The organism is Bosea sp. 685, assembly GCF_031884435.1.
Classification (GTDB): Bacteria; Pseudomonadota; Alphaproteobacteria; order Rhizobiales; family Beijerinckiaceae; genus Allobosea.
On sequence record NZ_CP134779.1, the window covers coordinates 3,879,536 to 3,904,099 of the forward strand.

Genomic DNA, 24,564 nt, shown 5'->3' on the forward strand with positions numbered 1-24,564 from the left:
GCTCATAGCGGGGGGAGGCCCAGCGCGCGGCGGGTCGCCGCGTCGAAGCCCGGACCGATCTCGTCTTCGGCGAGCGCAAACCCGCCCGTCGCCACATAGGTCCAGCACGCCCAGGCGAAGCCCTGCGCCTCGGCAAGCTCGCGCATGTCGCGCAGCCAGGTCTCGCGTGCGGCGGCTCCCTCGGGGGTAGCCTGATAGGGTGTCTTGTGGACGCCGAACTCGCCCATCAGGACGGCATGGGCGGGCAGGTTCTGCGCGATGCGCCAGGCGCTCACCACCTGAAAATTTCGTTCGAGCGCCGATCGATCGAAGCCGGCATAGCCTGGGAGCGTCCGCTTCGCCTCCCGCGCCAGTGCCAACTCGGCGCCCTCGAGACCAAGCGCGGTCATGCGTCGCCGGGTCGCCGCGATCATCGCGTCGGCCGATGGCGGCGCCGGATAGGCGATCTCGTCCAGCGCATAAGCTGGACTGCCGCGCACACCTTGATGGGTGAACTGCCAGGGCGAGTAGTCGTGGTAGGTGTAGATCAGGCGCGCATCGCCCGCGAACGGGCGCATATCGATCGCAGGCAGCGCCCACGGGGAATTCATCGAGCCGCCGCCGAGCACGAGCGGCAGCTGCGCCGAGCCGCTGCGAGCGGCCCTGTAAGAGGCCTCGAGCATCGGTTGCCAGGTCTCCTGCGGCACCTCCGGCTCGTTCATCAGCTCGAAGGCGAGCTTTGGGGCTCCCGCCCTGCCCTGCACGAGCTGCCACAGACGGGCGGCCAGACGCTGCTGCAGGGCGAGCACGGCCTGGAAATTCGGTGTATCGACGCCTGCGGTCAACGCGGCGGGCCGGTAAGCCGGGTTCATCGCGCTGGGATGCAGGTCGACGATCACGCCCAGATCGGCATCGAGCAAATCGCCGACAATGCCGATGAGACGCTCGTCGAGCTGGTCGCGAGCCGCGCCAACGAAGGCAAGGTACGGACCGGCATCGACCGCCAGGCGCACGAAATCGAAACCCGCGGCGCGGATCGCCAGCCGCTGCGCCTGATCGAAGCTAAAGCGCGGCGCCGAGAAAGGCGCAGCCCCATAGGAGCCGTCGGCTTCGACGTCGGCCCATCCCAAGGCATGCGAGACGCCGATGCCGCGGCGAAACAGCGGGATGTCGGTGCCCTGTCCGTTTGCGGCCTGCTTTCTCCCGAAGGAGGCGAGCGTCGCGATGCCGGCAAGGCCACCGAGAACGGCGCGGCGGGTCGTCACGAGGCGCTTCTTCCGGTCGCCACCTCGTTCTGGATAACCTGCCCGCAAGGCGCCATCGAGGACGGTCATGTCGGCTTGGCCCGCGAAGCGGGCGGACAGGCCCCGCAGGGATGCGTCGCGCAGAGCGGGATCGACCGTTCGCGACGGCACGAAGCTGACATCGCTCCAGCCCTCGGCCTTGAAGCTCCCGACATAATCGGAGGGACGTTGTCGGTTCGGCTGCCCGGGAAAGCGGAAGAGCCGGTAGATCGCCTCGGGATAGCGATAGATGTTGTTTGGATCCTGCTCGCGGATCCAGCGGGAATGCGTCTGCAGATCGATGATGTGAACCGTTTCGCAGCCGGGCCTCGCCACCTGCGTCAAGCCGGCAATGGCGGTCGCTGGACTATCATAGTGCTCGAATGCGGCGCAGCTGACGATCAGGTCGAAGCGGCGCCCCTCGGCCAGGCGCGGGATGTCGAAATCCCGCCCGACGGCATAGCCGAACTCGCGCGCGCCCGGCGTGCTAGCGATGGCCAAGGCGCGCTCCCGGTCGGCCTTGCCACCTTCGGGGAAGCGCTCGAGCAGCTTTTCATAGAAGGCGACATTCTCGCTCTCGGCGAGGGGGAATATATCGATGGCATGATAGGATCGCGCTCCGAGCGCGAGAAAGAGCACGCCGTTCCCGCGCGACCCGCCGGGGCTCAGCTCCAGCACATCCCGGTCGCGCAGGTCGAATTGCGGCGGCATGAAGCGGCGGAACGAGCCGAAAATGTCGATGAGATAGTCGATCTGCCCGGCGACATCCGATTTCGCCGTGCCGTTGGGCGTGGCGTAGCCGTGCAGCTTGTTCTTGCCCCAGGCCAGGCCGAGAAAGCCGAGGCCCAGGATCGCCATTTCGAGGTTTCGCAGGATAAGTTTCATCATCGGCCTCCAAGTTCAGCTTGCTTTGCGGAGCCGGCGCCATCGCGACGCACGCTGCCTGGTTTCCAGTCGAGAAGCGTATTCTCGTAGACGTCCATGGTGCGGTCGACGATCGTTCCCCATCCGAAGGAATCGATGGTCCTGGCGGCGCGCTCCGCGCCTTGCGCGGTGTCGCGCGCGGCGAGTTTCGCCCGCATCGCGTCCGCAAGCGCATCGACCGCGCCCAGCGGGAAATAGTTTTCTGTCCCGAGATCGAGCGCGAGATTCGCATCGATATCGCTCGCCAGGCAGGGCACCCCGTAGCTGAGCGCCTCGAGCAGCACCATCGGCATGCCTTCATGGCTTGAGGGGAGAACAAACAGAGCCGCGTGCCGATAAAGCTGGAACAGGGCTTGTCCACGCTGGAAGCCCGTCATCACCACATTGGGCGTCCCCGCGGCCGCAGCCTCGACCTCGCGCTGATAGCTCCCCGCATGGTCGGCCGCGCCGGCGATGACGAGCTTGAGGCTGGGGTCGTTCAGCCGCGCGAAGGCATTGATCAGGTCAAGATGGCGTTTCTCTTCGACGATCCTGCCGACGCTCAGGATATAGCGCTGCGGCGTGACCTGAATACGGTCGAGGTAAGAGGTGCCCGGTTTCGGCAGGGGATTTTCGACGCCGTTGGGGATGAAAATCGCGCCGACGCTGAATTTGCGGCGAACGCTGTCGACGATCGCTTTGGACACGCCGATATTGGCATGGGAAAACAGCATTCCCATCGCCTCGCCGGCCCGCAGAATGGATTTGGCGACGCGGCCCCATTTCTGGCGGTCGTAATCGAAGCCATGATGCGTCACGACGACGTGAAGGCCGAGCAGGCGCGCGAGCGGGGTCAGCAAGGCCGGCCCGATCGCATGGATATGCACGAGATCGGGGTGTCGCCGCGCCGCGACGATGAGGCCCAATGCGGTATGCGCCAGCGCCTCGAAGCGCTTCGAGCGGGGCGCCCAGACCGGCGTCACGGTGACGCCTTTCCAGATATAGGGCTGTTGCGACGCGAGATAGGGCGCGCGACCGAGCACTTCGACCTGCCAGCCGCGCTCCGCGAGCCGCGCCGATATCGCGGCGACGTGGGTTTCAACGCCTCCTTGAATTTCGGGGACGCCGCGCAGGCCGACGAAGATGACTTTTCTTTCGGGCGGGTCTGCGCCGATGGGCGGGATCAAGGTGTACATCAGCCGAGCCCCTCGTACAGGTCCATGGTGCGTTCGCGATATTGGTCGGGCGAGAACTCCCGGCGCACCCAGTCGCGGCCAGCGGTCCCCAGCCCGGCGCGCGCGCTGGGGGACAGGCTCGCAACGCTGACGAGCGCGTCGGCCAGCATCGAGGGGTTGCCCGGCTCCACCAGGAAGCCGGTCTGGTTATGGGCGACCAGTTCGGGAATGCCGCCGATCCGCGTGCCGATGACCGGGCGCCCAAGCGCGTAAGCCTCGAGGATGCTGACGGGCGCGTTCTCGTACCATTCGGAGGGGAGAACCAGCGCGCGCGCTTCGCCGATCAGCCGCTTCAGCTCCGGCTTGTCCAGATGTCCGGCGAAGGCGACATCGGCGCCAAGATCCTGCACGAGGCGGCGCAAGGCCGGCTCCTCGGGACCACCGCCGGCCAGGACCAGTCGCTGACGCGACAGCGCGGCGGCGTGCACGAGCGTCGCAAGCCCCTTCTCCGGGGCGAGCCGCCCCGCATAGACGAAGTAGTCGCCTTCGTCGGACGGGGGCGTGAACTGGCTCGCATCGATGCAATTCGGAATATAGGCGATCCGGCTTGCGTCCCATCCCCACGCGACCAGCTTGTCGCGGTAGAAGCGGCTCGGGGCAATGAGACGGTCGATCGTGTCGCTGTAGAGGCCGAGGCTGCGGTGAACCAGGGTCTCCATCAAGACGAGCCCGCTGACCACGGCGGAATCCTTGACGCAGCGGTGGAGCAGGACATTGTGAATTTTGCCGCCATGGCAGCGCTCGCAGACGCGCCCCCCGCTCAGCATCTTGTAGGCCGGGCAGGCGATCTTCAGATCGTGAGCCGTCATCACCAGCGGCACCCCCTCGGCCTTGAGGGCGCCAAAAATCGACGGCGATATGTGATGGTAGACGTTGTGGGCGTGCGCCACGGTTGGCGGTGCGCGCCTGATCAGGTCGCGGATCTTCCGGCGAGCCTCCAGCGAAAAGATGACCTTGGCGGCCTGCATCGCTTTCGTGACCGGTCCGCCGGACCCGCCATATTCGATCTCGGAGACGAAATAGTCGGACCAGGCGCTCGGCAGGTTGGCGGGATGCTGCATCGCGAAGGGCACCACGTCCCAGCCGGCCGCCGTGAACAGCTCGATATGGTCGAGGAAAACGCTCTCCGCGCCGCCGCGTCGATAGAAATAATTGTTGATGGCCAGGAGCCGCCGGGAGCGCGTCATCTCGCCTGCTCCCGGAAGCCCATATGGTCGAGCGCCGCGTCGACGGGCAGCACCCGGCAGCCGCGAGCGAGCGCATATCCGAGCAGAAACCGGAAGCCAGTGGCCGTGCAGCCATAAGGGGTCGGCGTCGGCGAGATGTCATGCGTGAAGAAGATCAGCCAGCCCGGATCGGCGGCCAGCGCGTCGATCCAGCGGGCCAGCCCCAGCACGGATTGCTGCGGCTGCCGGATTTCGACCGCCCGCAGGAAGGTCGGGTCCGTCGGGCCGCGATTGATCCCCTCGCCTCCGGCGCGGCAGGTGCGGAAGGCGCTGGCCAGCGCATCGCGTTTCCCGAAGGAGCCGCTGTTGTAGGGATAGGCGAAATTGCGCCGTCCCTGCCGCGGATCGGCCGCGTCGAGGTAGCGCGCATTGCGATCGAGGTCTTCCAGCAGGGAGGCGCGGTCGACATGTCGCAGATCCCGATGCGCATAGGTATGGCAGCCGATCTCGTGACCGCGCGCCGCGAGCTCCTTGCAGCCCGCCAGGTCGATCAGGGTGCGGTCGGCCTCGATCCGCCCCTCCAGGCCTCCGGAAATATAGAACGTGCCGCGCGCGCCCTCGGCTTCGAGGATCGTCGCGCCCACCCGCAGCGCGGAATCGGGCACGTCGTCGAAGGTGAAGGACACGATCGGCTCTTGTGTCGGAACCTGCATGACCTGCCATGGCGCGGCCCGGATCAGCCTGTTCTCCAGGCGGCCGGCGAACCGGTCGAGCAGTCCGGGCAGAAGGGGGCGCGTTCCAGCGGGGCGGAAACCGTGACAGCGCTACGCATGGACCGCCTCCATGCCGCGCGAATGATGGGCCGCCCCCCGGATTTCGTGCGCGCGAGCCTGGAGGTGGAGGCCGAAGATCGCAACGACCAGCATGAACCAGAGGCTGCCTGACTGGAAAAACAGGCTCTCGACGCAAGCCATCAAGATCCCATAGAGCCAGATCCGCACGAAGAGGCGCGTCAATGCGGGATCGTTTGCCGAGGCCTCCGCCAGGGCGACATCGCGCAGCGGCACCCAGACGACCCAGATCAGGGTCAGGACGAGACCGGGAATGCCCGTGGTGACCGCCGCGTCGAGATAGGCATTGTGACCATTGAAGGCAGCGTATGCCCAGCTTGCGGCCGAGCCGCCCTTATGGACCATGTCGTCGGTCTGCCAGAACATCTGGAAGCCGTAGCCGGTCAGCGGGTTGTCCATGACGGCCGTGGCGCCGATCTTCCAGATGTCGATACGGTTGGTGAAGGTCGGGTCGACGCCGAGATGCGCGACCAGGTCACGCATAGTGGGCGAGACCGCGCAGCCGATCGTGACGATGTTGAAGGCCGCGATCGCCAGAATCACCATAGGGGCCCGAACGGCGCGCCAGCGCTCGAAGATCCAGGCGAAGACGAGAATGCCGGGCAGTGCCGCGATGGCGGATTTTCCGCCTGTTTGAGCCAGGAAAACCACCGCCAGCAGCGTCATCGCAGTGCCGACGAGCCTGCGGCCGGTGCTGAACAGATAGAGTCCGACGAAGCTGATGAGCACCATGGCCGCGGCCGCGACATTCTTATGCGCGAAATGGCCCCGCCAGAGGCCGGCATTCATCGCCTCGCGGACCTCGCTGGCCTGATGGATCGCAAAATGGGGCAGCAGGGCGACGCCGAGATAGGCAAGCCCCAGCGTGCCGAGACAGCAGAACGTGAGCATGCTGGCGAACTGGCGCTCGGAGCGCGGCAGCAGCAGCAGGACGCTGCCATTCGCGATCGTGAGCGTTGCCAGGAAGACGCGCTTGAGCGCCAGGTCGGGATGCAGCGAGAGCGCCGAAACGATCGCGAACCAGACGAGCAGCGCGACCAGGATGGTGCGCGGGCGCCCGACCAGCTGGCGAGCGGGCGAATTCAGGACGGTCCACCACAGGGACGCCGTCAGCCCGAGATAGACGAGCTGATTGATCATGTTCGACTTGCCGGTGGCGGCGGCGCCTGCATCGGCGGCCGACAGGTCGATGAACGGTGTCAGCGTGACCAGGTAGAACAGCAGCGTCGCCGTGAAGAGCAGCGCCCCTGCGAAACCCTCGCTCGACCGCGCGTGCTTATGACTGGACTGGGTCATGTGATTGGTCTGGGTCATGTCGCTGCGCTCCCGCCGGACCGAAATTCGCGGAGATAGCCGAGGCCCAGGAGCAGGCCCGCAGCGAGCAGGAGGCCCAGCGCCATGCCCGCGGCGGCCGCGATGATGGGGCGGGGCGGCCAGCGCGGCCGCAACGGAGCGGTCGCAAGCGTGATCACGCGGACATCCGTCGCGTCGATCTGCTGTCGCTGGGCGGCCTCGCCTGCCCGCGTCAGAAAGGTCTGGTAGAGCGCGGTCTTGGCGCTTGCCTCGCGCTCGAGTTCCCGCAGTTTCACCTGGGCCTGGTCGTCGACGGAGACGCTTCCGCGCAAGGTGCGCGTCTCCCCGTTCAGCGCAGTGAGCGCCGCCCTGGCTTGATCGACCTCGCTGCGGGCGGCGCGCCGAAGCCGCTCGATCTCCGACCTGATCGCCTTGCTCATGGCATCGGCTTCGGCCAGCAGGTTTCCGAGCGAGGGATGGCGCGGCCCCAGGGTCTTGGACAGCGCCGCAATCTGCCGACGCAAGCTGGCCTCTTCAGCGAATAATCCGCTCAGCGCCTGCGACTGGACGGCGCCTGCCTGCGCGCCATGCTCCGAGAGCGCGCGTGAGACCTCGTTGTTGCGCGCCTCCGCCTCGGCCAGCCGCGCCTTGGCATCGACCAGCTTGGCGCTCATCCGCTCCAGGGCTTCCGCACCGAGCGGTTGCTTGGAGGCGCCCTGCTGCAGGCCATGGGCGAGGCGGAAGGCTTCGACCCGATCTTCCGCCTCCGCCGCCGCGGCCTTGATTTCGCCAACCCGAGCGGTCAGCCCTTGCGCCGCTCGCCCGACGCGCTCGGCATCGGCCCGCACGACCTCTTCGCGGAAGGCTTCGGCAATGGCGTTGGCGAGCCGCGCCGACATGGCCGCTTCACTCGCCCAGACCGACAGGGACACGACATAGGAACGCTCCTGCCGGACAATGGTCATGCGCCTGGCCAGGGTGCCGGCGAGGTCGGACGCCTCGGTGGATGGCGAAGCTGAATCGAACACTTCCCAGAAGCGGAGCAGTGATGGCTTGCTCGCGAATTCAGGATCGTTCCTCAGCCCGAGTTGATCGATGACCCGGCGCAAGACGTTTCCCGAGACAATCATCCTCATCTTGCTCTCGACATCCAGAATCTGGGCGTCGCTTTGAATATTCGTTGCGTAGAGATCGTTGGGAGCGATCAGCAGATTGGATGGCGCGATCGTCAGCTCCGTCGTCGCCGTAAAGCGGGGTGTCAGGAGCTGTGCGCCGCCGACGGCCGCGATGGCGCCGAGCAGCGCTGCAATCACCAGCCAAAGCCAGCCGCGCAGCAGCCAGCCCAGAATCTGGGCAGCGCTGATCACGCGGATGGGCGCCGGCACCAATTCGACAGTCCGTCGATAAGGAGCCCCACCCTCGCGCCGCATCTTGCCATCGTCAGCTGAGAAATACATATCGACCCGCGTCAGTGAGAGGGTACGCTTGGCTTGGAGACACTGGAGTTCTTGGAAATCTTGGAGTTCTTGGAGTTCTTGGAGTTTTTGGAGTTTTTGGAGCCCGGTTCGCGCCGCGCGGACCGGGTCGCGAGGCCTGGAAAGATAGGCCGGCCTCGCCAGGGCAATTTTCGATCCGATTGGATCGTTCAATTGCTCTAAGTCTTTGTTTTAACGTGCTTTCTTCGTGCGACCCGGTATCCGCTTCGCTCGGAAACGCTCTAGAGGCGATGGGAGCCGCCGACGACACGCGTCTTGCCCCGCGAACTCGCCTCGCCTCTCGCACCAAGGGGCAGAACAAGGCATGCGGCCGCGATCGCGGCCCTATGCCCCCCCGGATCCGCAGATTTTTTGTGATCTCACCCATGGGTTGATGTAACCTCCGGTAGGCAAAGTTATGCAACCTATGATATCTATGGTAACTAAAAATTAACCTTAACGAGCAGGCGCAATGCAGCGTATAAGATCGAATCACGAATTCTAAACTAAGTACTGCCATAATACATCGTTATAGAAACAGCCCGTTTCTCGAACGCGACCATTCGAACAAGTATCTGCGCGCAAGGCGTTCTACTCGACTCTTGATTGTAAAACTCAACCCATGCTTTCAGCGTCAACAGGGGTTCTTCTTGGCAAAAGGCCTGAAAGATGCCGGCCGGCGCATCCGGCTCGCCCGTCCAGTCCTCGTCAGCTATTTGCTGTCGAGCGGATCCTTGGCATCGGCCGCCCTGTCACAGCTTGTGACCTTCGCCATCCTGGCGCGCTCGCTGGGGCCGATCGAGTTCGGGCTCTTCGTGCAGATTTCGGCCGTAACCGCCGTTGCGGTTCAGATTTGCGGCCTCGGCGCCTCCGACTGCCTGCTTCGCAGGGTCTCGCGCGAGCCCGCAAGCTATAGGAGCCTGCTCGGTCACAACCTTGTTCTGATCGGCCTGAGCGGAGCCGTGCTCGTCATCGGCGGCGTTGCGGCGATGTCGTCTTGGGCCCGCATCAGTTCCTGGGCCCATATGAGTTCGGGCCCCTCTCTGGACACGCCGACCCTGGCGCTGCTGTTCCTGGGCAATGTCGTTGTCGTAAGGGTGATCCTTCTCGTCGAGACCGTATTCCTCGGCCTCGGCAAGGTTGATGCGGCCAATCGCGCGGTCGTCGGCTTCGCTGTTGCGCGCATGGCCACCGCGGCTCTGGCCTGCATGCTGTTCCAGGTCTCGAGCCTGTCGGAATGGGCGCTCTGGCAGTGCGGCGGGAATCTTCTCTTCGCCCTGGTCGGAGCCGCATGGCTGCGCCCCCTTGGCCGGCCTCGATTCACGATCCTGCGCGAGGAGCTGCGAGCCGGCATCCTGTTCAGCTCGCAATTCGTGATGCGCGCCGTGCGCTCGAATGTCGACCTGCTCGTGATCGGCCTCTTCACCCCGATCGAGACGGTGGGAAGCTACGGCGTGGCCAGGCGGATCATAGACAGCAGCTATCTCTCGATCGATGCCCTGAACCGGCTGCTCTACCCGCGCCTTGCCAGGGAGAGCCGCGATGGCCTGCATCTCGCCTGGCCCATGGCAAAACGGGCTCTGATCGCGGCGCTTGCGCTCAGCGTGACGACATTCCTCATCCTGTTCATGCTGGCGCCCAAGCTTCCGGCGCTGTTTGGCCGCGACTATCACGATCTTTCGTTCTTCGTGCGCTGCCTTTCCGGCACCATCGTCCTCATCGGCGCCTGGGCGGCCGCGATCGACCTGCTCGGCGCGTCGGGGCGGCAGGGCGCGCGGGCCTGGATCCTGAACGGAGCCAACCTGCTGGGCAGCGCCCTCCTCGCGGTGGCGACCTGGCTCGCCGCACCGATCGGCACCTTCATTGCGCTTTACGTGATCGACGGCGCCATCGTTGTGGCCGCCTGGCTCGTGCTGCTCCGGCTCGTGCGGCGCAGCCGCTTGCAAGCGCAGGAGCTCGGCCGGGCAAGTCCCTAGAGCTAGGTGCTCATTCTCGCAAACGCCGCGTCATCCTGGACAAGCGGCGAAGCCGCGCAGCTCCGGGATCCATCGGAGGGCTCCGCAGCCCTCCGATGGATCCCGGGCCTCCGCTTCGCTACGCCCAGGATGACGGCGCGGTTCCGAGCATAAACAGCGTGCTGGCGCATGCTGCTGCAGAAGCCTGCTAAATATCCTTGACGATCCGGCTCTCGATCCAGGCTTCCGGGGCTTTGCGCGCCTGGAAGAAACCGAGCGGCAATGCGGCGGCGTGGAACAGCCAGGCGACGACAGCATAGAGGCCCAATGACAGGCTCCGCTGCCGGAGGCTCATCACGCCGACGATACCGGCTGTCAGGACAGCGTCGATCGCAAGTCCTAAGGTCAGGCTCGGCAGCACGAGCGGCAGCGCGATCATGGCGGCCAGCCAGAGATAGACGATGACCCAGAGCTTCAGCTCGGGCAGGTCCTGGACCAGTTGCCGCCAGTGCGGCTTGCCGAGCGCCCCGCGCAGCAACTCTCCGATCCCGCGCAGATAGCCTGACTTCCAGCGCCGCACGAGCAGCGTGTAGGCGTTGAGCGCATGTCCGAAATGACGGACGAAACGGCGGTCGAGACGATGCAGGGTCCAGCCCCGCGCCCGCAATCTCATGCCCAGGTCGAATTCCTCATAGCCGTGCAGATTGCGATCCGAGAGATAGCCGGCCTGCTCGACCGCCTCCCTGCGATAAAGGCCGCCGCCATTCATGCGGTCGATCGGCCCAATCCGATTCTCCGGCGACGCCCTGCGCTCGCGCCGCACATATTCGAGGCTGGTCTGGTTCATCTCCTCGACATGGCCCGTCACGCCGGCGGCACGGGGATTGGCCGAGAGGTAGGCAAGAGCCTCGGGCAGGAAGCCGGGATCGAGCAGCATGTCGCCGTCCATCAGGCAGATGAACGGCTCGCGGCTGTGCTGGAAGCCGAGTTGGGGACCGATTCCGCAGCTCGGGGAGATGGTCGGTTCGAGCTGGACGACACGGACGGGATAGTTTTCGGCAATAGCGAGCGTGCGATCGCGCGAGCCGCCATCGGCCACGGTGATCTCGCCGCCGATCCCTTCGAGCGCCGCCAATACGCTCTCAACGGCGGCGCCAATTCTCGCCTCCTCGTTCAGTGTCTTAAGAATAACCGATACCGTCATCGCGTCCGCCCTAGATCACGTCGCATTCGGACGGAATCGTCCGAATGCGAAAAACGTGATCGATTCCTAAAGTCTAGAGCATTGCTCACGCGAAAAACCGGCATCCACTTTTTCGCGCAATGCTCTAATCGAAATCGGTGAGAAGCCGGCTCCAGTCCTCGCCGGCGAGGCCGCCGATATAGATCTCGCCGCGCGCGACGGCCTCGTTGATCTCGGGAATCTTCGTCAGCGCAAAGGTGAAGGCCCGATGCCGGAAGATGAGCCAGCGCTGCAGGGAGAGCCCGATCATCAAGGCGGACTGCGCCCGGCCGCGCGCTTCGACATGGCCGGTGTCGTCGAGATGGCGAAACATCGCGTCCAGGACGGTGGGCTCCTGACCGGGCAGCGACAGGACATTGAGGACATGCGCGGTTCGACCCGGCGCCGCGTAATAAACGAAGCAGCCGATGATCGCGTCGGTGCGGTCGAGGACGGCGCGGATCGTGAACGCTCCGAGCCGGGTGTTCTGCGCAGCCAGTGAAACCACCCAGGAGAGCTCCTCCTCTGTCCAGAGGGGCCGCACCGCGTAGTGGGCGACGAGCAGCGGCGCCTGCAAGAGGAAGCTTGGAACAGGCATCTCAACGACGCGCGCAGCGCCGGCTTGCTCAGCCTCCCGTCTCGGCAGCAGGCGACGCAGCAGGCTGTCGAAAGGGCGCGCGAAAGCGGATAGGCCAAGAACAAGCTTGCTGCCAAAAACCTTACTGCCAAGCACTTTGCCGCGCAGAACGCGCTCGCCGAAGCGCAGCGCCAGGGACCTGAAAGGACGGAAGCTGCGCGCCCATTCAAGGTTCTGCAAGGGAATCGGCTTGCCCCGGATGGCGAGGAGATGGCTGCTGCTCGTCGGCGAGGCGCTGTCGCAAAAGGCGAAATCGTTGTGCCTGGGCCGCAAGGCGAGGATGAGTTGCGCGGCTCCGGCGGCGTCTTTGCTGCCGTCAGTCATGAAGACGCCGAGAAGCCTCCCGGGCACGATGTTCCCGCAGGCGACGAAACGCATCGGCACGGCCAGGAGCGCGCTCCGGATTTGACCGTCCTGCTGCTCGTAGACCTGTGTGCCCGTCGCCTCACTGTAGGAAGGAGACGTCAGCAACATCGTTCGAAGATAGTCCAGAAGGTCCTCGTCCGGCGGCTTATCGGCTCCTCTGAAGATCTTCAGAAACAACTGAGCGACCGCAGCTATGTCTGCAGTCCTCATCGGCCTGACTGCGCCCTTGTGCAAAGGGCGCGCTGCGGCGAACGCTTGCGGCTCGAGCTGGTTCATAACAGCCTCTAGGACCCGATCGTCAGAATCGGGCCGCGAAACAGGGGCGATGCGAGAGCGCGGCGACCGGACATCGTAGCCTACCTCATCGTGGAGCCGGTGCTTCTGCACTCGGACGAACCGGAGAAGCCATCTCCGATTGAGAGAGCCATCCCGCACGTTTCAACTTATGCGCTCAAAATCGTAAGCGACGCGTAAAGCGAGAATGAGGGTGCTTGGGCTTTGAACCACGCCGTCATCCCGGGCTTGACCCCAAGAATCCCGACGAGGAGATGCTCGGGTCAAGCCCGAGCATGACGGCGCGGGCGCGCGCTTTCCCTTCTCCCCTGGCGGGAGAAGGTGGCTCGGCGCAGCCGAGACGGATGAGGGGGCGCTGTGAGCTTTCCACCTGGCCGAACACGACGCTAACCGGATAGGGCACGGCGCCCCCTCATCCGGCGCTGCGCGCCACCTTCTCCCGCCAGGGGAGAAGGGAAGCGCGCGTCATTCTCGGGCGGAGCTCTCGGGTCCGGCCTTTGGCCGGCCAAAAGACAGGCTCCGCGAAGACCCGAAAATCTCAGGCGCGAGAAAGCTCTGGCAAAGGGAGGCTCGCTCGGCACGTCATGCTTCATGGGTTCCGGGCCCATAGTCTCTCGCGTCATTGGCTGCGCCACGTCCCGGAATGACGGCAGCGAACAACGCCGTCGCTCAGCGCTGAACGCCGTCAGTAACGCTGGAACATCCCCTCGATCTCGTTGACGTCATTCGATCGCGTCAGCGCGAGCGCCAGCAGGATTCGCGCCTTCTGCGGGGTCAGGTCATCGGCACTGAGGAAGCCGCTTTTTGCAAGCGTGCTGGTCCCGGGGACACGCCCGCTGCCTGATCGCGTCGATTGGACGATGATGATGCCGTTCGCGGCAGCCTCGCCTAGCGCGGCCTTCTCCGCCTGAGTGGTTGCTCCGGGCGCGAAACCCGCCGAGACGATGCCTCTGGCTCCGGCCGCGATCGCGGCACGGGCCAGTACATCGTCCCCGCCGACATAGGCATAGAGGATGTCGACGCGCGGCAAGGCCTCGATATGCTCGACGTCAAATTCCGCATCGGGCGCGTGTGCGCGCAAGGGGCGGCGGTAAAATACGATCCGGTCCGAATCCACCTGCCCCAGAAGTCCATGGACGGGGGACTGGAAGGCTTGCACGCGGGAGGTCGCGCATTTCGTCACGTCCCTGGCCGAATGGATCTCCTCGTTCAGGACGACGAGGACGCCGAGACCGATAGCGTCCGGGCAGGCCGCGACGCGGATGCCATTTCGCAGGTTCAGCGCGCCATCGCTCGACAGGCCGTTCGACGGGCGCATGGACCCGACGAGGACGACCGGGATCCTCACTTTGACAGTGAGATTGAGGACATACGCCGTCTCTTCCAGGGTCGAGGTGCCATGCGTGATCACGATCCCCGACAGCTCCGGATCGTCCGCGACAAGCCTGGCGCAGAGCTGGGCAAGCTCGCGCCATTCCGCGAAGCCGATGCGCGTGCTCGGCACGGCGCTGAACGGAACCGCATAACAGACGGGGTCATCGTCCCGGCGGGGCAAGGCTTCCAGCAATTGCCCGGCATCGAGGATGACGCCGTTGGCATCGTAATCATGGAGGTCGAAGACATCCCGTCCGACCGCACCGATCGTGCCCCCCGTGCCGATAACCGCGACCCGCCCGCTGCCCATGCGCTTATCCCACTCCGCTCAATTGCCGAATCTTCGATCGCTGAATCTAGAGCAATTTCCGATCCAGTTGGATCGTTCAATTGCTCTAGCTCTTTGTTCTAACGCGCTTTCCTGGCGCGAACCGATATCCACTTCGCTCGAAAACGCTCTAGCGAAGCTTGGCGATCCCGATGCCGTCGAGTTTGGCGCGGTCCTTGATGGATTCCTCGCTGCGGGTCATCGCCTTCGAAATCGCCTTCAGCGCCATGCCCTTCCCTGCGAGCAATTTCAGCTTCTGGAGTTCCTCTTGGGTCCAGGGTTGGCGATGCCGTTCAAATCGCTCGGCCATGATCTGCTCCTGCTCCGCCGGGACATCGCCGGCATTCGCGCTGTCTATAGCAGTGCTGGCGCCGCATGAGGCCGCAGATTTCGGTGGCTGCCGGCCCATCCGGGCGCTCAGTGACATGAACTGCCACCGGCTCAACTCCGGCAAGCTGAGATTCGTTCACCGCGATAGCAGAACCAGATCCGAACGCAGATGGGCCGGATCTGACAATTCGGCTTCGATCGCCGCGTGGTGCTCCTTCCAGATCGGCACGGCCTCGGTCAGCACGGCTCTGCCGGCCGGCGTCAGAGACAGCAGGCGGATCCGCCGGTCCGCTCCATCATGGCTGGTCGCGACGAGCTCGCGGCGCTCCAGCGGCTTGAGGTTTGCGGTCAGCGTCGTCCGGTCCATCGCCAGCAAGCTGGCGACAGTGCCGAGGCTCGGCGGCTTGGGACGGTTCAGCGACATCAGGAGCGAGAATTGGCCGCTGCTGATGCTGACAGGCTTCAGCGCCAGATCGAAGCGCCGCGCCAGCGCACGGGCCGCCCGTTGTGCGTGAAGGCACAGGCAGGCATCGCGCACCAGGAGCGTCGTTGCGAAGGAGGGTTCGGTTTCGGGCTGCATCAGGCGGGTTGACATCGGGATACCATATAGGTTGATATCAACTAAATAAAGTGAGCATCGATCGATGCCCGTGCCGATCCGCAGCAACGCTCGGATTGAACCGGGCTCGATCGGACCAGGCCTCGGATCGAACAGGGGCTGGATCAAACAGGGAGAAGACCATGAAGATCGTGACCAGCTTGAGCTTTCAGGGACAATGCCGCGAGGCCTTCGAATTCTACGCGACGGTTCTCGGCGGCAAGATCACCGCCGCATTTCCTTATGGCGACGCACCTCCCGGCATGCCGATCACCGACGAGAGGTATAAGAGCTGGCTGATGCATTGCTGGCTGGAGGTCGGCGATCAGGCGCTGATGGGGGCCGATATGGATGCCGCCTGGGCGCCCAACATCGAAAAGCCGAAGAACGGCTTCGACGTCACCCTGCACAGCACGGACAGGGCCCAAGGCCAGCGCTGGTTCGAGCAGCTCTCGGCGGGCGGCAAGGCGGTCATGCCTTTCGGCGAGACCTTCTGGTCACCGGGCTTCGGCTCGCTGATCGACAAGTTCGGCATCCCATGGATGGTCAACACCATTCCGTCCGCCGATTGGAAGCCGCAGGGCTGACGCATGCGGCAGGCGCGGCTCGGCCAGGGCCGACGCTTGCCGCCAGGGGCGATCCGTTATCGCTCTAGCCAGGAGATCAGCATGGACCGTCCTTATCGATGGGTGATCGTTGCCGCCGGCGGCTTGCTCGGCTGCGTCGCGGTCGGGGCCATGTTCTCGCTGCCCGTCTTCCTGCGGCCGATGGCGCAGGACACGGGCTGGTCGGTGACCGGCATTTCCACCGCCATGACGATCGGCTTTCTCGCCATGGCAGCCGCCAGCATGGTCTGGGGCGGCCTCTCCGACAGGTTCGGGCCGCGCCCCGTGGTGCTGACCGGATCGATCGTGCTCGCAGCGAGCCTTGCCCTCGCCAGCCGGGCGGAGTCGCTCATCGAATTCCAGCTGCTGTTTGGCCTGCTGGTCGGGGCGGCGACGGCGGCGGTCTTCGCACCGATGATGGCCTGCGTCACCGGCTGGTTCGATACGCAGCGCGGCCTGGCGGTCTCGCTGGTTTCCGCGGGCATGGGCATGGCCCCGATGACCATGGCCCCGCTCGCAGCCTGGCTGGTCACGATCCACAACTGGCGCGGCGCCATGCTGATCATCGCCGGCATCGCGGCTGCGCTGATGATCCCGGCTGCGCTGCTGGTGCGCCGGCCGCCAGTGCAGGACGATGAGCCAGCCCAGGCCTCCAACGACGCGGCGGAGCCTGGCATGACAGTCGGCCAGGCGGTGCGCACGCCGCAATTCATCACCCTGATGCTGGCGAATTTCTTCTGTTGCGCCACGCATTCCGGGCCGATCTTCCATACGGTGGCCTATGCCGTGACCTGCGGCATCCCGATGGTCGCGGCCGTCTCGATCTATAGCGTCGAAGGCCTGGCCGGCATGTTCGGTCGCATCGGCTTCGGCCTTGCAGGCGATCGGCTCGGCGCGCAGCGCGTCCTTGTCGCCGGGCTGCTGGCCCAGGCCTTCGGCGTGCTCGCCTATGCCTTCGCAGGCCAGCTCGGCAGCTTCTATGCGGTGGCCGTCCTGGTCGGCTTCATCTACGCCGGCACGATGCCGCTCTACGCCGTGATCATCCGCGAGAATTTCCCGCAGAGGATGATGGGCACGATCATCGGGGGAACCGCGATGGCCGGCAGCCTCGGCATGTCGACGGGGCCTGTGCTCGGCGGCTTGATCTACGACAATTTCGGGAGCTATGCGCCGCTCTACGTCGCGTCCTGGGGCCTGGGTCTGGCGGCAACGCTGGTGCTGGCGACCTTCAGGCCGTTCCCGGCAAAATCGCCGCTGCAACTCGCCACGGCGTAACGGAGTTGCCCGGACAAGACGGGCGCCTGGGTGGAGAGATGCGCCTGGCGACCTGACTCAAGAAGACGGCTGATGGGGATACAGGGCCGGAATTTACCTTCAAAACGAAAGGACGCGTCATGGCAAAGAACACGATTTGTCTCTGGTTCGACAAGGACGCCGAGGCTGCTGCCCGCTTCTACGCGCAGACCTTTCCCGATAGTGCTGTAAGCGCCGTCCACCGTGCCCCCAGCGACTACCCTTCCGGCAAGGCGGGCGACGTGCTGACGGTCGAATTCACGGTTGCCGGCGTCGCGTGTCTGGGCCTCAATGGCGGTCCCGCGTTCAAGCATGACGAAGCCTTCTCGTTCCAGATCGCCACCGACGATCAGGAGGAGACCGACCGCTACTGGAATGCCATCGTCGGCAATGGCGGTCAGGAGAGCGCCTGCGGCTGGTGCAAGGACAAATGGGGGCTTTCCTGGCAAATCACGCCGCGCGTCCTGACTGACGCCATGGCGGCTGGCGGCGATGAGGCCAAGCGCGCTTTTGAGGCCATGATGACCATGGGGAAAATCGATGTCGCCGCGATCGAGGCGGCGCGGCGCGGTTGAGGCTCCGTCGCGTCTGGCGGCCCAATTGCTGCCATGTGGCCGGCGGTCACAACCGCCGGCCTTTCCCTGTCAGAGCTTCGATCGTAGCCGATCGGCGACGCGGCTTGCGATCTCAGCCGGCGCCTCGTCGGGGATCGGGAACACCGAGCTGACATTGATCTCGCCAAGCACGTAAGCATCGGTGCCGTCCTCCCCGGGCGGCCCGAGCATGAAGTCTGCGTCCCAGATCATCGGCAGGTCGCACTGCTGGATGCCCAGCACAGTGGCGAGCTGTGGCGTCCACTCGTCTTCCATCAACCGGCGCAGACGCTGAAAGCGCGGCTCGGCCTTGGATGTGTAGAGCCGCGGCCCGGCCTGCGCACGCGCCGCCGGCGCCTCCACCAAAGCCTTGACCTTCTGATGCCCGAAGCCCGCGCAGCGATCGCCCGCCATATAACAACGCACCACGCCTTCGCTCAGCCGCGCCTGGAAAACCTGATCGATCACACAGCCGTCTTCGAAATACGCGACGCAGCGTTCCAGAAACGCATCCAGCGCCAGCTCCTCCGGCACATCCTTGGTGGCGTCCAGCACGCGCACCATCGGCCGATTGGCGGGACTTGCCGGCATCTCAACACTCGCCAGCATCTCGACCTTCCAGACGCCCTGGCCGCCATTGCCGCGATTGCGCTTGATCACGCGCGGTCCAGCGGCAAGCCGCGCCGGAAATTCGGCGCGCATCGCCTCGGCTGTTCGATAAAGCGCCGTGTCGCCGCCCCAGCTCATCATCCGGGTTCGATGGAGAACCTCCTTGACGCCCATCTTGAGGATGACATCGGGATGAGCGCTCACCCAGACGCCACGCGCCGCGACCTCGCGCAGCAGTGCGTCGAGGTTCGAGCGGTTTCGCCCTTCATGGATCGGATTGACCCAGACGAGCACGCCATCGAACCTGGCGAGCTCTGCGCGAACGGCGTCCACAACCTCGTCCTCGTAGACGACGGGTTTTGCCTTGACGCCGACATCCGCGAGCGCCGCGAATACGGCCTTGAACCGGCTGGTCGCCAGCGTGGCGCTGCGGCGTTCCGCTTCATCACCGCGCCACAGAAGGGCGACGCGGCCAAGGTGGGTTCTGGATTCGGACATGAAAAAACGGCTCCCATTCAATCGTGCTCCGGCGGCGCGCGAACACGCCAACCGCGAGCAGGACTTGGACGGGGAACCGTCTTGAGGCGCCGGGAGCCTGCGACGCCCCGACACTCGATCAATAGATCCGGCACGCCGCGCGATCAAGCTTCAGCGCCAGATGGGAACGGGCGACTTGTCGATCTGACCTAGTCCCGGATTATCGGCGTCGCCGTATCGCGGCGACCAATGAAATGCCGACGCGTCGGATCGCACGATCATTCAGACAACAAGCTCAAATCTGCCTTCAAACGCATGGGCTCTGCCAAGCGGGCTTCGATCGCGGAATGCAGTCGAAGCCATATCGGCAAGGCTTCGGCAAGCAGCGCGCGGCCTTCTGGCGTCAACGCTAAAATGCGGACTCGCCCGTCCCTCTCGTCGATGGTCGTCCTGACCAGCTTGCGGCGCTCCAGCGGCTTGATGTTTGCCGTCAGTGTCGTTCTGTCCATCGCCAACAGAGCGGCGATGGTGCCGAGGCTCGGTGATTTTGCCTGATCGATCGACATCAACAGCGAGACCTGCCCGCTGCTGATCCCGACGGGCTGCAAGGCGCTGTCGAAGCGCCGCGTCAGGACGCGAGCCGCACGCTGCGCCTGCACCAACACGCCCGAGCTCCACTCAGCTCCAATCGACGTCGTGGCAGACCAGGCCTTCATCGGGCAGGTTCCGCAGCGCCTTCAGCCCCTGCCTCCAATGCCGCGTGCGATTCCGGCCTGACCGACGAACCCCGGCTTTCGTGATCGGTCGTCGGCTTGATGCGGAACCAGGCGGTATAGAGCGCGGGAAGGAACAGCAGGATCAGAACGGTGCCGACGGCGGTGCCGCCGATCAGCGTGTAGGCCATCGATCCCCAGAAGACGGAGTGCGTGAGCGGTATGAAGGCGAGCACGGCCGCAAGCGCCGTCAGGATCACCGGCCGTGTCCGCTGCACCGTCGCTTCGATGACGGCGTGATAGTCGTCGAGGCCGGCGGCGCGGTTTTCCTCGATCTGCTCGGTCAGGATCAAGGTGTTGCGCATCAGGATGCCGGCGAGCCCGATGAGACCGAGGATGGCGTTGAATCCGAAGGGCTGGTTGAAGAGGAGCAATGTCGGGACGACGCCGATCACGCCCAACGGCGCCGTGAGCAGCACCATCGCCATCATCGAGAACGAGCGCACCTGGAGCATGATGACGATCAGCGTGGCGGCGATCATCACCGGGAAGACCTTCCCCAAGGCGGTATTGGCTTTGGTCGCCTCCTCCATCGATCCTCCGGTCTCGATGCGATAGCCCGCCGGGAGTGAAGCGATCAGCGGCTGGAGGGCCGTGATGATCTGCTTGGAGACCTCCGGAGGCTGGGTGGCCTCATTGATATCTGCGCGAATCGTGATGACGGGCGTGCGGTCGCGCCGTTTCAGGATCGGCTCCTCCAGACGCATTTCGGAGTGGCCGATCTGGTCGAGCGGGATCTGGCGACCGTCGCGGCTCATCAGCGAGAAGTCCGCGAGACGCGCCGGGTCGAGCCGCTCACTGCCGGCGCTGCGCGCCACCACCGGCACGTTGCGGATATCCTCGCGAACCTGCGTGACGGTGACGCCGGTCAGCAGGAATTGCAGCTGCTGGCCAACCGCCGCGGGCGACAGGCCGATGAGGTTAAGCCGGTCCTGGTCGGGCACGAAGCGCAGCACGGGCGTGCGATTGCCCCAGTCGCGGTTGGCCTGACGGACGTCGGCCACGCCCCGCATCACCTCCAGCGCCTGTGCGGAAATCGCATAGAGCTGCGCCGGATCGGGGCCCATCACGCGGAACTCGACCGGGAACGGCGTATAGGGGCCGAAGACGAGCTGGGTGACGCGCACGAAGGCTTCAGGGACAAGGCCATGGGATACGGCCTCGCGCAGCCTGCGCTTCAGGACTTCACGCGCCCCGGCATCAGCTGTCAGGACAACGATCTTGGCGAAGGCGGGATCAGGCAGTTCGGGCGCCATCGCGAAGAAGAAGCGCGGCGCGCCCTGGCCGACATAGCTGGTGACGATGGTCGCCTCGGGCTGGCCGCCCAGCCAGCTTTCCAGCTTCTGGACCGCTGCCGTCGTCGTCTCAACGCTGGTCCCTTCCGGCAAGCGCACCTCGACCAGCACTTCCGGGCGGTCCGATGTCGGGAAGAACTGCTGTTTGACGCCGGCCATGCCGATGCCCGACAGCGCGAACGCCACGACGACGATCGCGCATGTCATGAATTTGTGGCGCACGGCAAAGGTGATGAGCCCCCTCAGCCGCCGATAATTCGGTGTGTCGTAGATCGCGTGCACGCCGCCGGGAATCGGCTTGATGTCGGGCAGCATTTTCACGCCGAGATAGGGCGTGAAGACCACCGCCACGATCCAGGAGACGATCAGGGCGAAGCCCACGACCCAGAAGATGTTGCCGGCATATTCGCCGGCAGTCGAACGCGCGAAACCGACGGGCAGGAAGCCGGCGATCGTCACCAGCGTGCCCGACAGCATGGGGGCCGCCGTATGGCTCCAGGCATAGGCAGCCGCCTTGATGCGGTCCATGCCCTCTTCCATCTTCACCACCATGACCTCAATGGCGATGATGGCGTCATCGACCAGGAGGCCGAGCGCCAGGATGAGGGCGCCGAGCGTGATGCGGTCGAAGAACCGGCCGGTCTCCAGCATGATCAGGAACACCACGGCAAGCGTCAGCGGCACGGCCGCGGCCACGACGATGCCGACGCGCCAGCCGAGGCTGAGCAGGCTCACCAGCAGCACGACGCCCAGCGCCATCGCGAACTTCATCATGAACTCGTCGACCGCCGAGGTGATGTTGACGGCCTGGTCGGTCACCTTGTCGAGCGTCATGCCGAGCGGCAGCGTCTGCGCGATTGCCGCCGTCTTTTCTTCCAGCGCCTTGCCAAGGGCCAGCCCGTCCCAGCCCGCCTGCATGACGGCGGCAACCAGGATCGTGGCCTCGCCCTGACGGCGGATCAGATAGGTCGGGGGATCCTGGTAGCCGCGGCGTATATCGGCGATATCGGAGAGCTTCAGCGTCCGTCCCGCGGCGACGATGGGCGTGTCGGCGATCGCCTTCAGGCCTTGATAGGCACCGTCGACACGAATGAACATCTGCGGACCGCTCGTATCGATCGAGCCTGCGGGCGTGACGGTGTTCTGCCGCTGCAGGGCCGTGATGATGTCCTGCGCCGATACGCCCAGCGTCGCGAGCTTCGAATAGGAGAACTCGACGAAGATCTGCTCGGGCCGCTCGCCGAGGATGTTGATCTTCTTGACGCCCGGAACATGCAGCAGATCCTGACGGATGGTCTCCGCCTGCCGCGCCAATTCGCGCATCGGCATCCCCCTCGCCTTCAAGGCATAGAGGGCGAAACTCACATCCGAGTATTCGTCATTGACGAAGGGGCCGAGAACGCCAGGCGGCAGGTTGCGGGCCTCGTCGCCAAGCTTCTTGCGGGCCTGATAGAACTCGCCCTCGACCGCGGCAGGCGGCGTGCTGTCCTTCAGCGTGACGGTCATATAGGCGTAACCCGGCCGGGTCGTCGTCTCGACGCGGTCGTACCAGGTCAGCTCCTGGATCCGTTTCTCCAGCGGCTCGGCGACCAGGTCCTGCATCTCGCGCGCGGTCGCACCCGGCCATACGGTCGTGACGGTCAGCGTCTTGATGGTGAAGCTCGGATCCTCCGCCCGGCCGAGCATGAAGAAGGCGTAGATGCCGGCGGCAACCAGCAGGATGATCGAAAACAGGGTGACAGCCCGTTCGCGAACCGCGATCGCTGAAAGATTGAGGCTCATTTGGTGCCCCCGTTTTGGGACACGGTCCTGACGCGCGCACCGTCCTGCAGCAGGTGAGCCCCGAGAGACACCACCGGCTCGGTCGCGCTCAGCCCGGATATGATCGCAGTCTCGCTGGTCACCCGGACCAAGGTGATCGGGCGGAATTTCACGGTCGAGGAGGCAGCGTCCAGCAGCCAGACACCCGTCTTCTGGCCATCGTCCAGCACCGCACCGAGCGGCACTTCCATCTCGGGCTGGCTTGCCTGATGGGCCAACCGGATCGTCACGGTTGCGCCGAGCGGCGCTGAGGCGGCCTCGCCGTCGAGCACATAGCGCGCTTCATAGGTGCGGGTCTGAGGATCCGCCGAATCCGAGAGCTGCCGGAGGGTGGCCGAGTAGCGGCGCGCCTCCGCGCCATAGAGATTGGCCACGGCCGGAGAACCAATGGCCGGCCTGATCGTCTCGGGGAGCGCAACGACCGCCTCGCGCGGGCCGGCCTGGGCCAGCCGGATGACGGTCTGCCCGGCGGTTACGACCTGGCCCGGCTCGCCAAGGGTCTCGACGACGATTCCGTCGGCGTCGGCAACCAGGACCGAATAGCTCGATCCGTTCTCAGCCACTTTCTCGTCGGCCTCGGCGGCCGCAAGCTGGGCGGCGGCGGTGTCGAGGGCAGCCTTTGCCTGTTCATAGCGCTGTGGGCTGGCCGCGAAACCGTCCTTGACCAGAACGGCATAACGCTTCTCGTCGGCACGGGCCTGAACCAGGACAGCGCGAGCCGCAGCAACCGCGTTGCGTTTGGCCGCGAGGGCGAGCTGCAAATCCGTCTCGTCGATCCGCAGCAACGGCTGACCGGCCGCGACGGCATGGCCGACATTCACCAGGCGTTCGACGATCTTGCCGGGAACGCGGAAGCCCAGATTGCTCTGCACCCGGGCCGCGACAGCACCCGTGAAACGGCGTTCGGCGTCCACGACCGGCGTTGGCGTCACCAGCCTGACGATCGGAGCATTCTGCCTGGGATCGCTGATCGCCGACGCGTTCTGCGGCCTCGCCGATAAGGTGACGAATGCCGCCACTGCCGCCACGGCGAGCACGACGCCCCCGGCGGCGATCACCGACTTCTTTTTCTTGCTCATCGTCCCGAACCAATTAGATTGCATTCGACCGCTATACTGAATATAGATGTCGAACGCAATCTAATTATGGAGGGTCCCGATGCGTGTCACGCGCCAGCAGGCCGAGGAAAACCGGGCAACGGTCATCGACGTGGCCAGCCGTCTCTTCCGGGAACACGGGTTCGACGGCATTGGGCTGAAAGATCTGATGGCTGGCGCGGGGCTGACGCAGGGCGCCTTCTACAAGCAGTTCGAATCCAAGGACGACCTGGCGGCGCAAGCATCCAGGCGCGCGCTGGAGAGCGCCACGGGCCGTTGGTCGGCAGCCGCCCAGTCCCATCCTGAGGCGCCGCTGGCGGCAGTGGTCGATTTCTATCTCAGCATGGGTCACTGCGCCGAGAAAACCGATGGTTGTCCCATCGTCGCGCTGGGTTCGGATGCCGCCAGGCAAGGCCCGAACGTGAAGGCGGCGTTCGAAGCGGGGATCGCAGACCATCTTGAGATGCTGAGCGGCTGGGTCGGCAAGGCCGATGGTGATGTGCCCGATGGCAAGGCCATGGCCATTCTCTCGACGATGGTCGGCGCCGTTCTGCTCGCGCGCTCTGTCAACGACGAGCGCCTGTCGAAGCAGTTTCTGCAGGCGGCGGCCGCTAGCGTCGCGGCGCAGTCTGCTGACGATGCACAGCCGAGCCGGCGCCAATGACGATCTCCGCGACCGAGGCCCCCAGCGCAGGTTTTACGGACACTGAGC

Annotated in this window: 20 protein-coding genes; 5 read left to right on the forward strand and 15 right to left on the reverse strand. The window is 65.1% G+C overall.

The annotated features are described in order from the left end of the window. Nucleotides 1–2 precede the first annotated feature (2 nt). Genes RMR04_RS19405 through RMR04_RS19430 form a run of 6 tightly spaced genes read right to left on the reverse strand, consistent with a single transcriptional unit; the run spans nt 3 to nt 8,167 of the window. Nucleotides 3–2,147: a cellulase family glycosylhydrolase gene (locus RMR04_RS19405; protein WP_311909968.1), complete on the reverse strand. Its 2,145-nt coding sequence runs from the start codon at nt 2,145–2,147 to the stop codon at nt 3–5. Then, the gene (locus RMR04_RS19410) at nt 2,147–3,361 is read right to left on the reverse strand and encodes a glycosyltransferase family 4 protein (protein ID WP_311909969.1); all 1,215 of its coding nucleotides are present in this window, start codon (nt 3,359–3,361) and stop codon (nt 2,147–2,149) included. The genes RMR04_RS19405 and RMR04_RS19410 overlap by 1 nt, the downstream gene beginning before the upstream one ends. Beyond that, complete coding sequence (locus tag RMR04_RS19415) at nt 3,361–4,587, reverse strand: glycosyltransferase family 4 protein (protein ID WP_311909970.1); 1,227 nt, start codon at nt 4,585–4,587, stop codon at nt 3,361–3,363. The genes RMR04_RS19410 and RMR04_RS19415 overlap by 1 nt, the downstream gene beginning before the upstream one ends. After that, entirely contained in the window at nt 4,584–5,342 is a 759-nt protein-coding gene (locus tag RMR04_RS19420; protein WP_410492277.1) for a polysaccharide deacetylase family protein, read from the reverse strand. Before RMR04_RS19420 ends, RMR04_RS19415 begins: the two co-directional genes overlap by 4 nt. Nucleotides 5,343–5,390: 48 nt before the next feature. Next, entirely contained in the window at nt 5,391–6,731 is a 1,341-nt protein-coding gene (locus RMR04_RS19425; RefSeq protein ID WP_311909972.1) for an O-antigen ligase family protein, read from the reverse strand. Then, a complete protein-coding gene (locus RMR04_RS19430) occupies nt 6,728–8,167 on the reverse strand; it encodes a GumC family protein (RefSeq protein ID WP_311909973.1) in 1,440 nt (479 codons plus the stop codon). The genes RMR04_RS19425 and RMR04_RS19430 overlap by 4 nt, the downstream gene beginning before the upstream one ends. Before the next feature lie 752 nt (nt 8,168–8,919). On the opposite strand from RMR04_RS19430, the gene RMR04_RS19435 reads away from it, so the two are divergent. Next, nucleotides 8,920–10,161, forward strand: a complete 1,242-nt coding sequence (locus RMR04_RS19435; RefSeq protein ID WP_311909974.1) for a lipopolysaccharide biosynthesis protein — start codon at nt 8,920–8,922, stop codon at nt 10,159–10,161. Between the two features lie 187 nt (nt 10,162–10,348). Here the strand turns inward: RMR04_RS19435 and RMR04_RS19440 are convergent, their stop codons facing one another. The 5 genes from RMR04_RS19440 to RMR04_RS19460 all read right to left on the reverse strand — a co-directional run bounded on the left by RMR04_RS19440 (nt 10,349) and on the right by RMR04_RS19460 (nt 15,286). Continuing rightward, complete coding sequence (locus tag RMR04_RS19440; protein WP_311909975.1) at nt 10,349–11,344, reverse strand: glycosyltransferase family 2 protein; 996 nt, start codon at nt 11,342–11,344, stop codon at nt 10,349–10,351. Nucleotides 11,345–11,468: 124 nt separating this feature from the next. Further along, entirely contained in the window at nt 11,469–12,641 is a 1,173-nt protein-coding gene (locus RMR04_RS19445) for a GNAT family N-acetyltransferase (RefSeq protein ID WP_311909977.1), read from the reverse strand. 703 nt (nt 12,642–13,344) lie between these two features. Continuing rightward, nucleotides 13,345–14,343: an asparaginase gene (locus RMR04_RS19450; RefSeq protein WP_311909978.1), complete on the reverse strand. Its 999-nt coding sequence runs from the start codon at nt 14,341–14,343 to the stop codon at nt 13,345–13,347. 148 nt (nt 14,344–14,491) lie between these two features. Beyond that, nucleotides 14,492–14,815 carry a hypothetical protein gene (locus RMR04_RS19455; RefSeq protein WP_311909980.1) on the reverse strand — a complete coding sequence of 108 codons (324 nt, stop codon included), beginning with the start codon at nt 14,813–14,815 and terminating at the stop codon, nt 14,492–14,494. Between the two features lie 12 nt (nt 14,816–14,827). Beyond that, the gene (locus RMR04_RS19460) at nt 14,828–15,286 is read right to left on the reverse strand and encodes a MarR family winged helix-turn-helix transcriptional regulator (RefSeq protein WP_410492138.1); all 459 of its coding nucleotides are present in this window, start codon (nt 15,284–15,286) and stop codon (nt 14,828–14,830) included. Nucleotides 15,287–15,432: 146 nt separating this feature from the next. On the opposite strand from RMR04_RS19460, the gene RMR04_RS19465 reads away from it, so the two are divergent. The 3 genes from RMR04_RS19465 to RMR04_RS19475 all read left to right on the forward strand — a co-directional run bounded on the left by RMR04_RS19465 (nt 15,433) and on the right by RMR04_RS19475 (nt 17,762). Beyond that, nucleotides 15,433–15,876, forward strand: a complete 444-nt coding sequence (locus tag RMR04_RS19465) for a VOC family protein (RefSeq protein ID WP_311909981.1) — start codon at nt 15,433–15,435, stop codon at nt 15,874–15,876. A gap of 81 nt (nt 15,877–15,957) precedes the next feature. Then, entirely contained in the window at nt 15,958–17,169 is a 1,212-nt protein-coding gene (locus RMR04_RS19470; protein ID WP_311909982.1) for an MFS transporter, read from the forward strand. Nucleotides 17,170–17,288: 119 nt separating this feature from the next. Next, a complete protein-coding gene (locus RMR04_RS19475; RefSeq protein ID WP_311909983.1) occupies nt 17,289–17,762 on the forward strand; it encodes a VOC family protein in 474 nt (157 codons plus the stop codon). A gap of 69 nt (nt 17,763–17,831) precedes the next feature. Here the strand turns inward: RMR04_RS19475 and RMR04_RS19480 are convergent, their stop codons facing one another. The 4 genes from RMR04_RS19480 to RMR04_RS19495 all read right to left on the reverse strand — a co-directional run bounded on the left by RMR04_RS19480 (nt 17,832) and on the right by RMR04_RS19495 (nt 23,834). Next, complete coding sequence (locus RMR04_RS19480) at nt 17,832–18,887, reverse strand: Cj0069 family protein (RefSeq protein ID WP_311915888.1); 1,056 nt, start codon at nt 18,885–18,887, stop codon at nt 17,832–17,834. 257 nt (nt 18,888–19,144) lie between these two features. Continuing rightward, nucleotides 19,145–19,582: a MarR family winged helix-turn-helix transcriptional regulator gene (locus tag RMR04_RS19485; protein ID WP_311909984.1), complete on the reverse strand. Its 438-nt coding sequence runs from the start codon at nt 19,580–19,582 to the stop codon at nt 19,145–19,147. Further along, on the reverse strand, nt 19,579–22,716 hold the full coding sequence (locus RMR04_RS19490; protein ID WP_311909986.1) for an efflux RND transporter permease subunit: 3,138 nt from the start codon (nt 22,714–22,716) through the stop codon (nt 19,579–19,581). Before RMR04_RS19490 ends, RMR04_RS19485 begins: the two co-directional genes overlap by 4 nt. After that, nucleotides 22,713–23,834 carry an efflux RND transporter periplasmic adaptor subunit gene (locus RMR04_RS19495; RefSeq protein WP_311909987.1) on the reverse strand — a complete coding sequence of 374 codons (1,122 nt, stop codon included), beginning with the start codon at nt 23,832–23,834 and terminating at the stop codon, nt 22,713–22,715. The genes RMR04_RS19490 and RMR04_RS19495 overlap by 4 nt, the downstream gene beginning before the upstream one ends. A 79-nt stretch (nt 23,835–23,913) precedes the next feature. Here RMR04_RS19495 and RMR04_RS19500 point away from each other — a divergent pair, with 79 nt between their 5' ends. Continuing rightward, on the forward strand, nt 23,914–24,516 hold the full coding sequence (locus RMR04_RS19500; protein WP_311909989.1) for a TetR/AcrR family transcriptional regulator: 603 nt from the start codon (nt 23,914–23,916) through the stop codon (nt 24,514–24,516). Nucleotides 24,517–24,564: the final 48 nt, after the last annotated feature.

Coding starts and splice junctions, on each gene's coding strand:
- RMR04_RS19405 (WP_311909968.1), bottom strand. CDS start 2,147: ATGAAACTTATCCTGCGAAACCTCGAAATGGCGATCCTGGGCCTCGGC.
- RMR04_RS19410 (WP_311909969.1), bottom strand. CDS start 3,361: ATGTACACCTTGATCCCGCCCATCGGCGCAGACCCGCCCGAAAGAAAA.
- RMR04_RS19415 (WP_311909970.1), bottom strand. CDS start 4,587: ATGACGCGCTCCCGGCGGCTCCTGGCCATCAACAATTATTTCTATCGA.
- RMR04_RS19425 (WP_311909972.1), bottom strand. CDS start 6,731: ATGACCCAGACCAATCACATGACCCAGTCCAGTCATAAGCACGCGCGG.
- RMR04_RS19430 (WP_311909973.1), bottom strand. CDS start 8,167: ATGTATTTCTCAGCTGACGATGGCAAGATGCGGCGCGAGGGTGGGGCT.
- RMR04_RS19440 (WP_311909975.1), bottom strand. CDS start 11,344: ATGACGGTATCGGTTATTCTTAAGACACTGAACGAGGAGGCGAGAATT.
- RMR04_RS19445 (WP_311909977.1), bottom strand. CDS start 12,641: ATGAACCAGCTCGAGCCGCAAGCGTTCGCCGCAGCGCGCCCTTTGCAC.
- RMR04_RS19450 (WP_311909978.1), bottom strand. CDS start 14,343: ATGGGCAGCGGGCGGGTCGCGGTTATCGGCACGGGGGGCACGATCGGT.
- RMR04_RS19460 (WP_410492138.1), bottom strand. CDS start 15,286: ATGTCAACCCGCCTGATGCAGCCCGAAACCGAACCCTCCTTCGCAACG.
- RMR04_RS19465 (WP_311909981.1), top strand. CDS start 15,433: ATGAAGATCGTGACCAGCTTGAGCTTTCAGGGACAATGCCGCGAGGCC.
- RMR04_RS19470 (WP_311909982.1), top strand. CDS start 15,958: ATGGACCGTCCTTATCGATGGGTGATCGTTGCCGCCGGCGGCTTGCTC.
- RMR04_RS19475 (WP_311909983.1), top strand. CDS start 17,289: ATGGCAAAGAACACGATTTGTCTCTGGTTCGACAAGGACGCCGAGGCT.
- RMR04_RS19480 (WP_311915888.1), bottom strand. CDS start 18,887: ATGTCCGAATCCAGAACCCACCTTGGCCGCGTCGCCCTTCTGTGGCGC.
- RMR04_RS19485 (WP_311909984.1), bottom strand. CDS start 19,582: ATGAAGGCCTGGTCTGCCACGACGTCGATTGGAGCTGAGTGGAGCTCG.
- RMR04_RS19490 (WP_311909986.1), bottom strand. CDS start 22,716: ATGAGCCTCAATCTTTCAGCGATCGCGGTTCGCGAACGGGCTGTCACC.
- RMR04_RS19495 (WP_311909987.1), bottom strand. CDS start 23,834: ATGAGCAAGAAAAAGAAGTCGGTGATCGCCGCCGGGGGCGTCGTGCTC.
- RMR04_RS19500 (WP_311909989.1), top strand. CDS start 23,914: ATGCGTGTCACGCGCCAGCAGGCCGAGGAAAACCGGGCAACGGTCATC.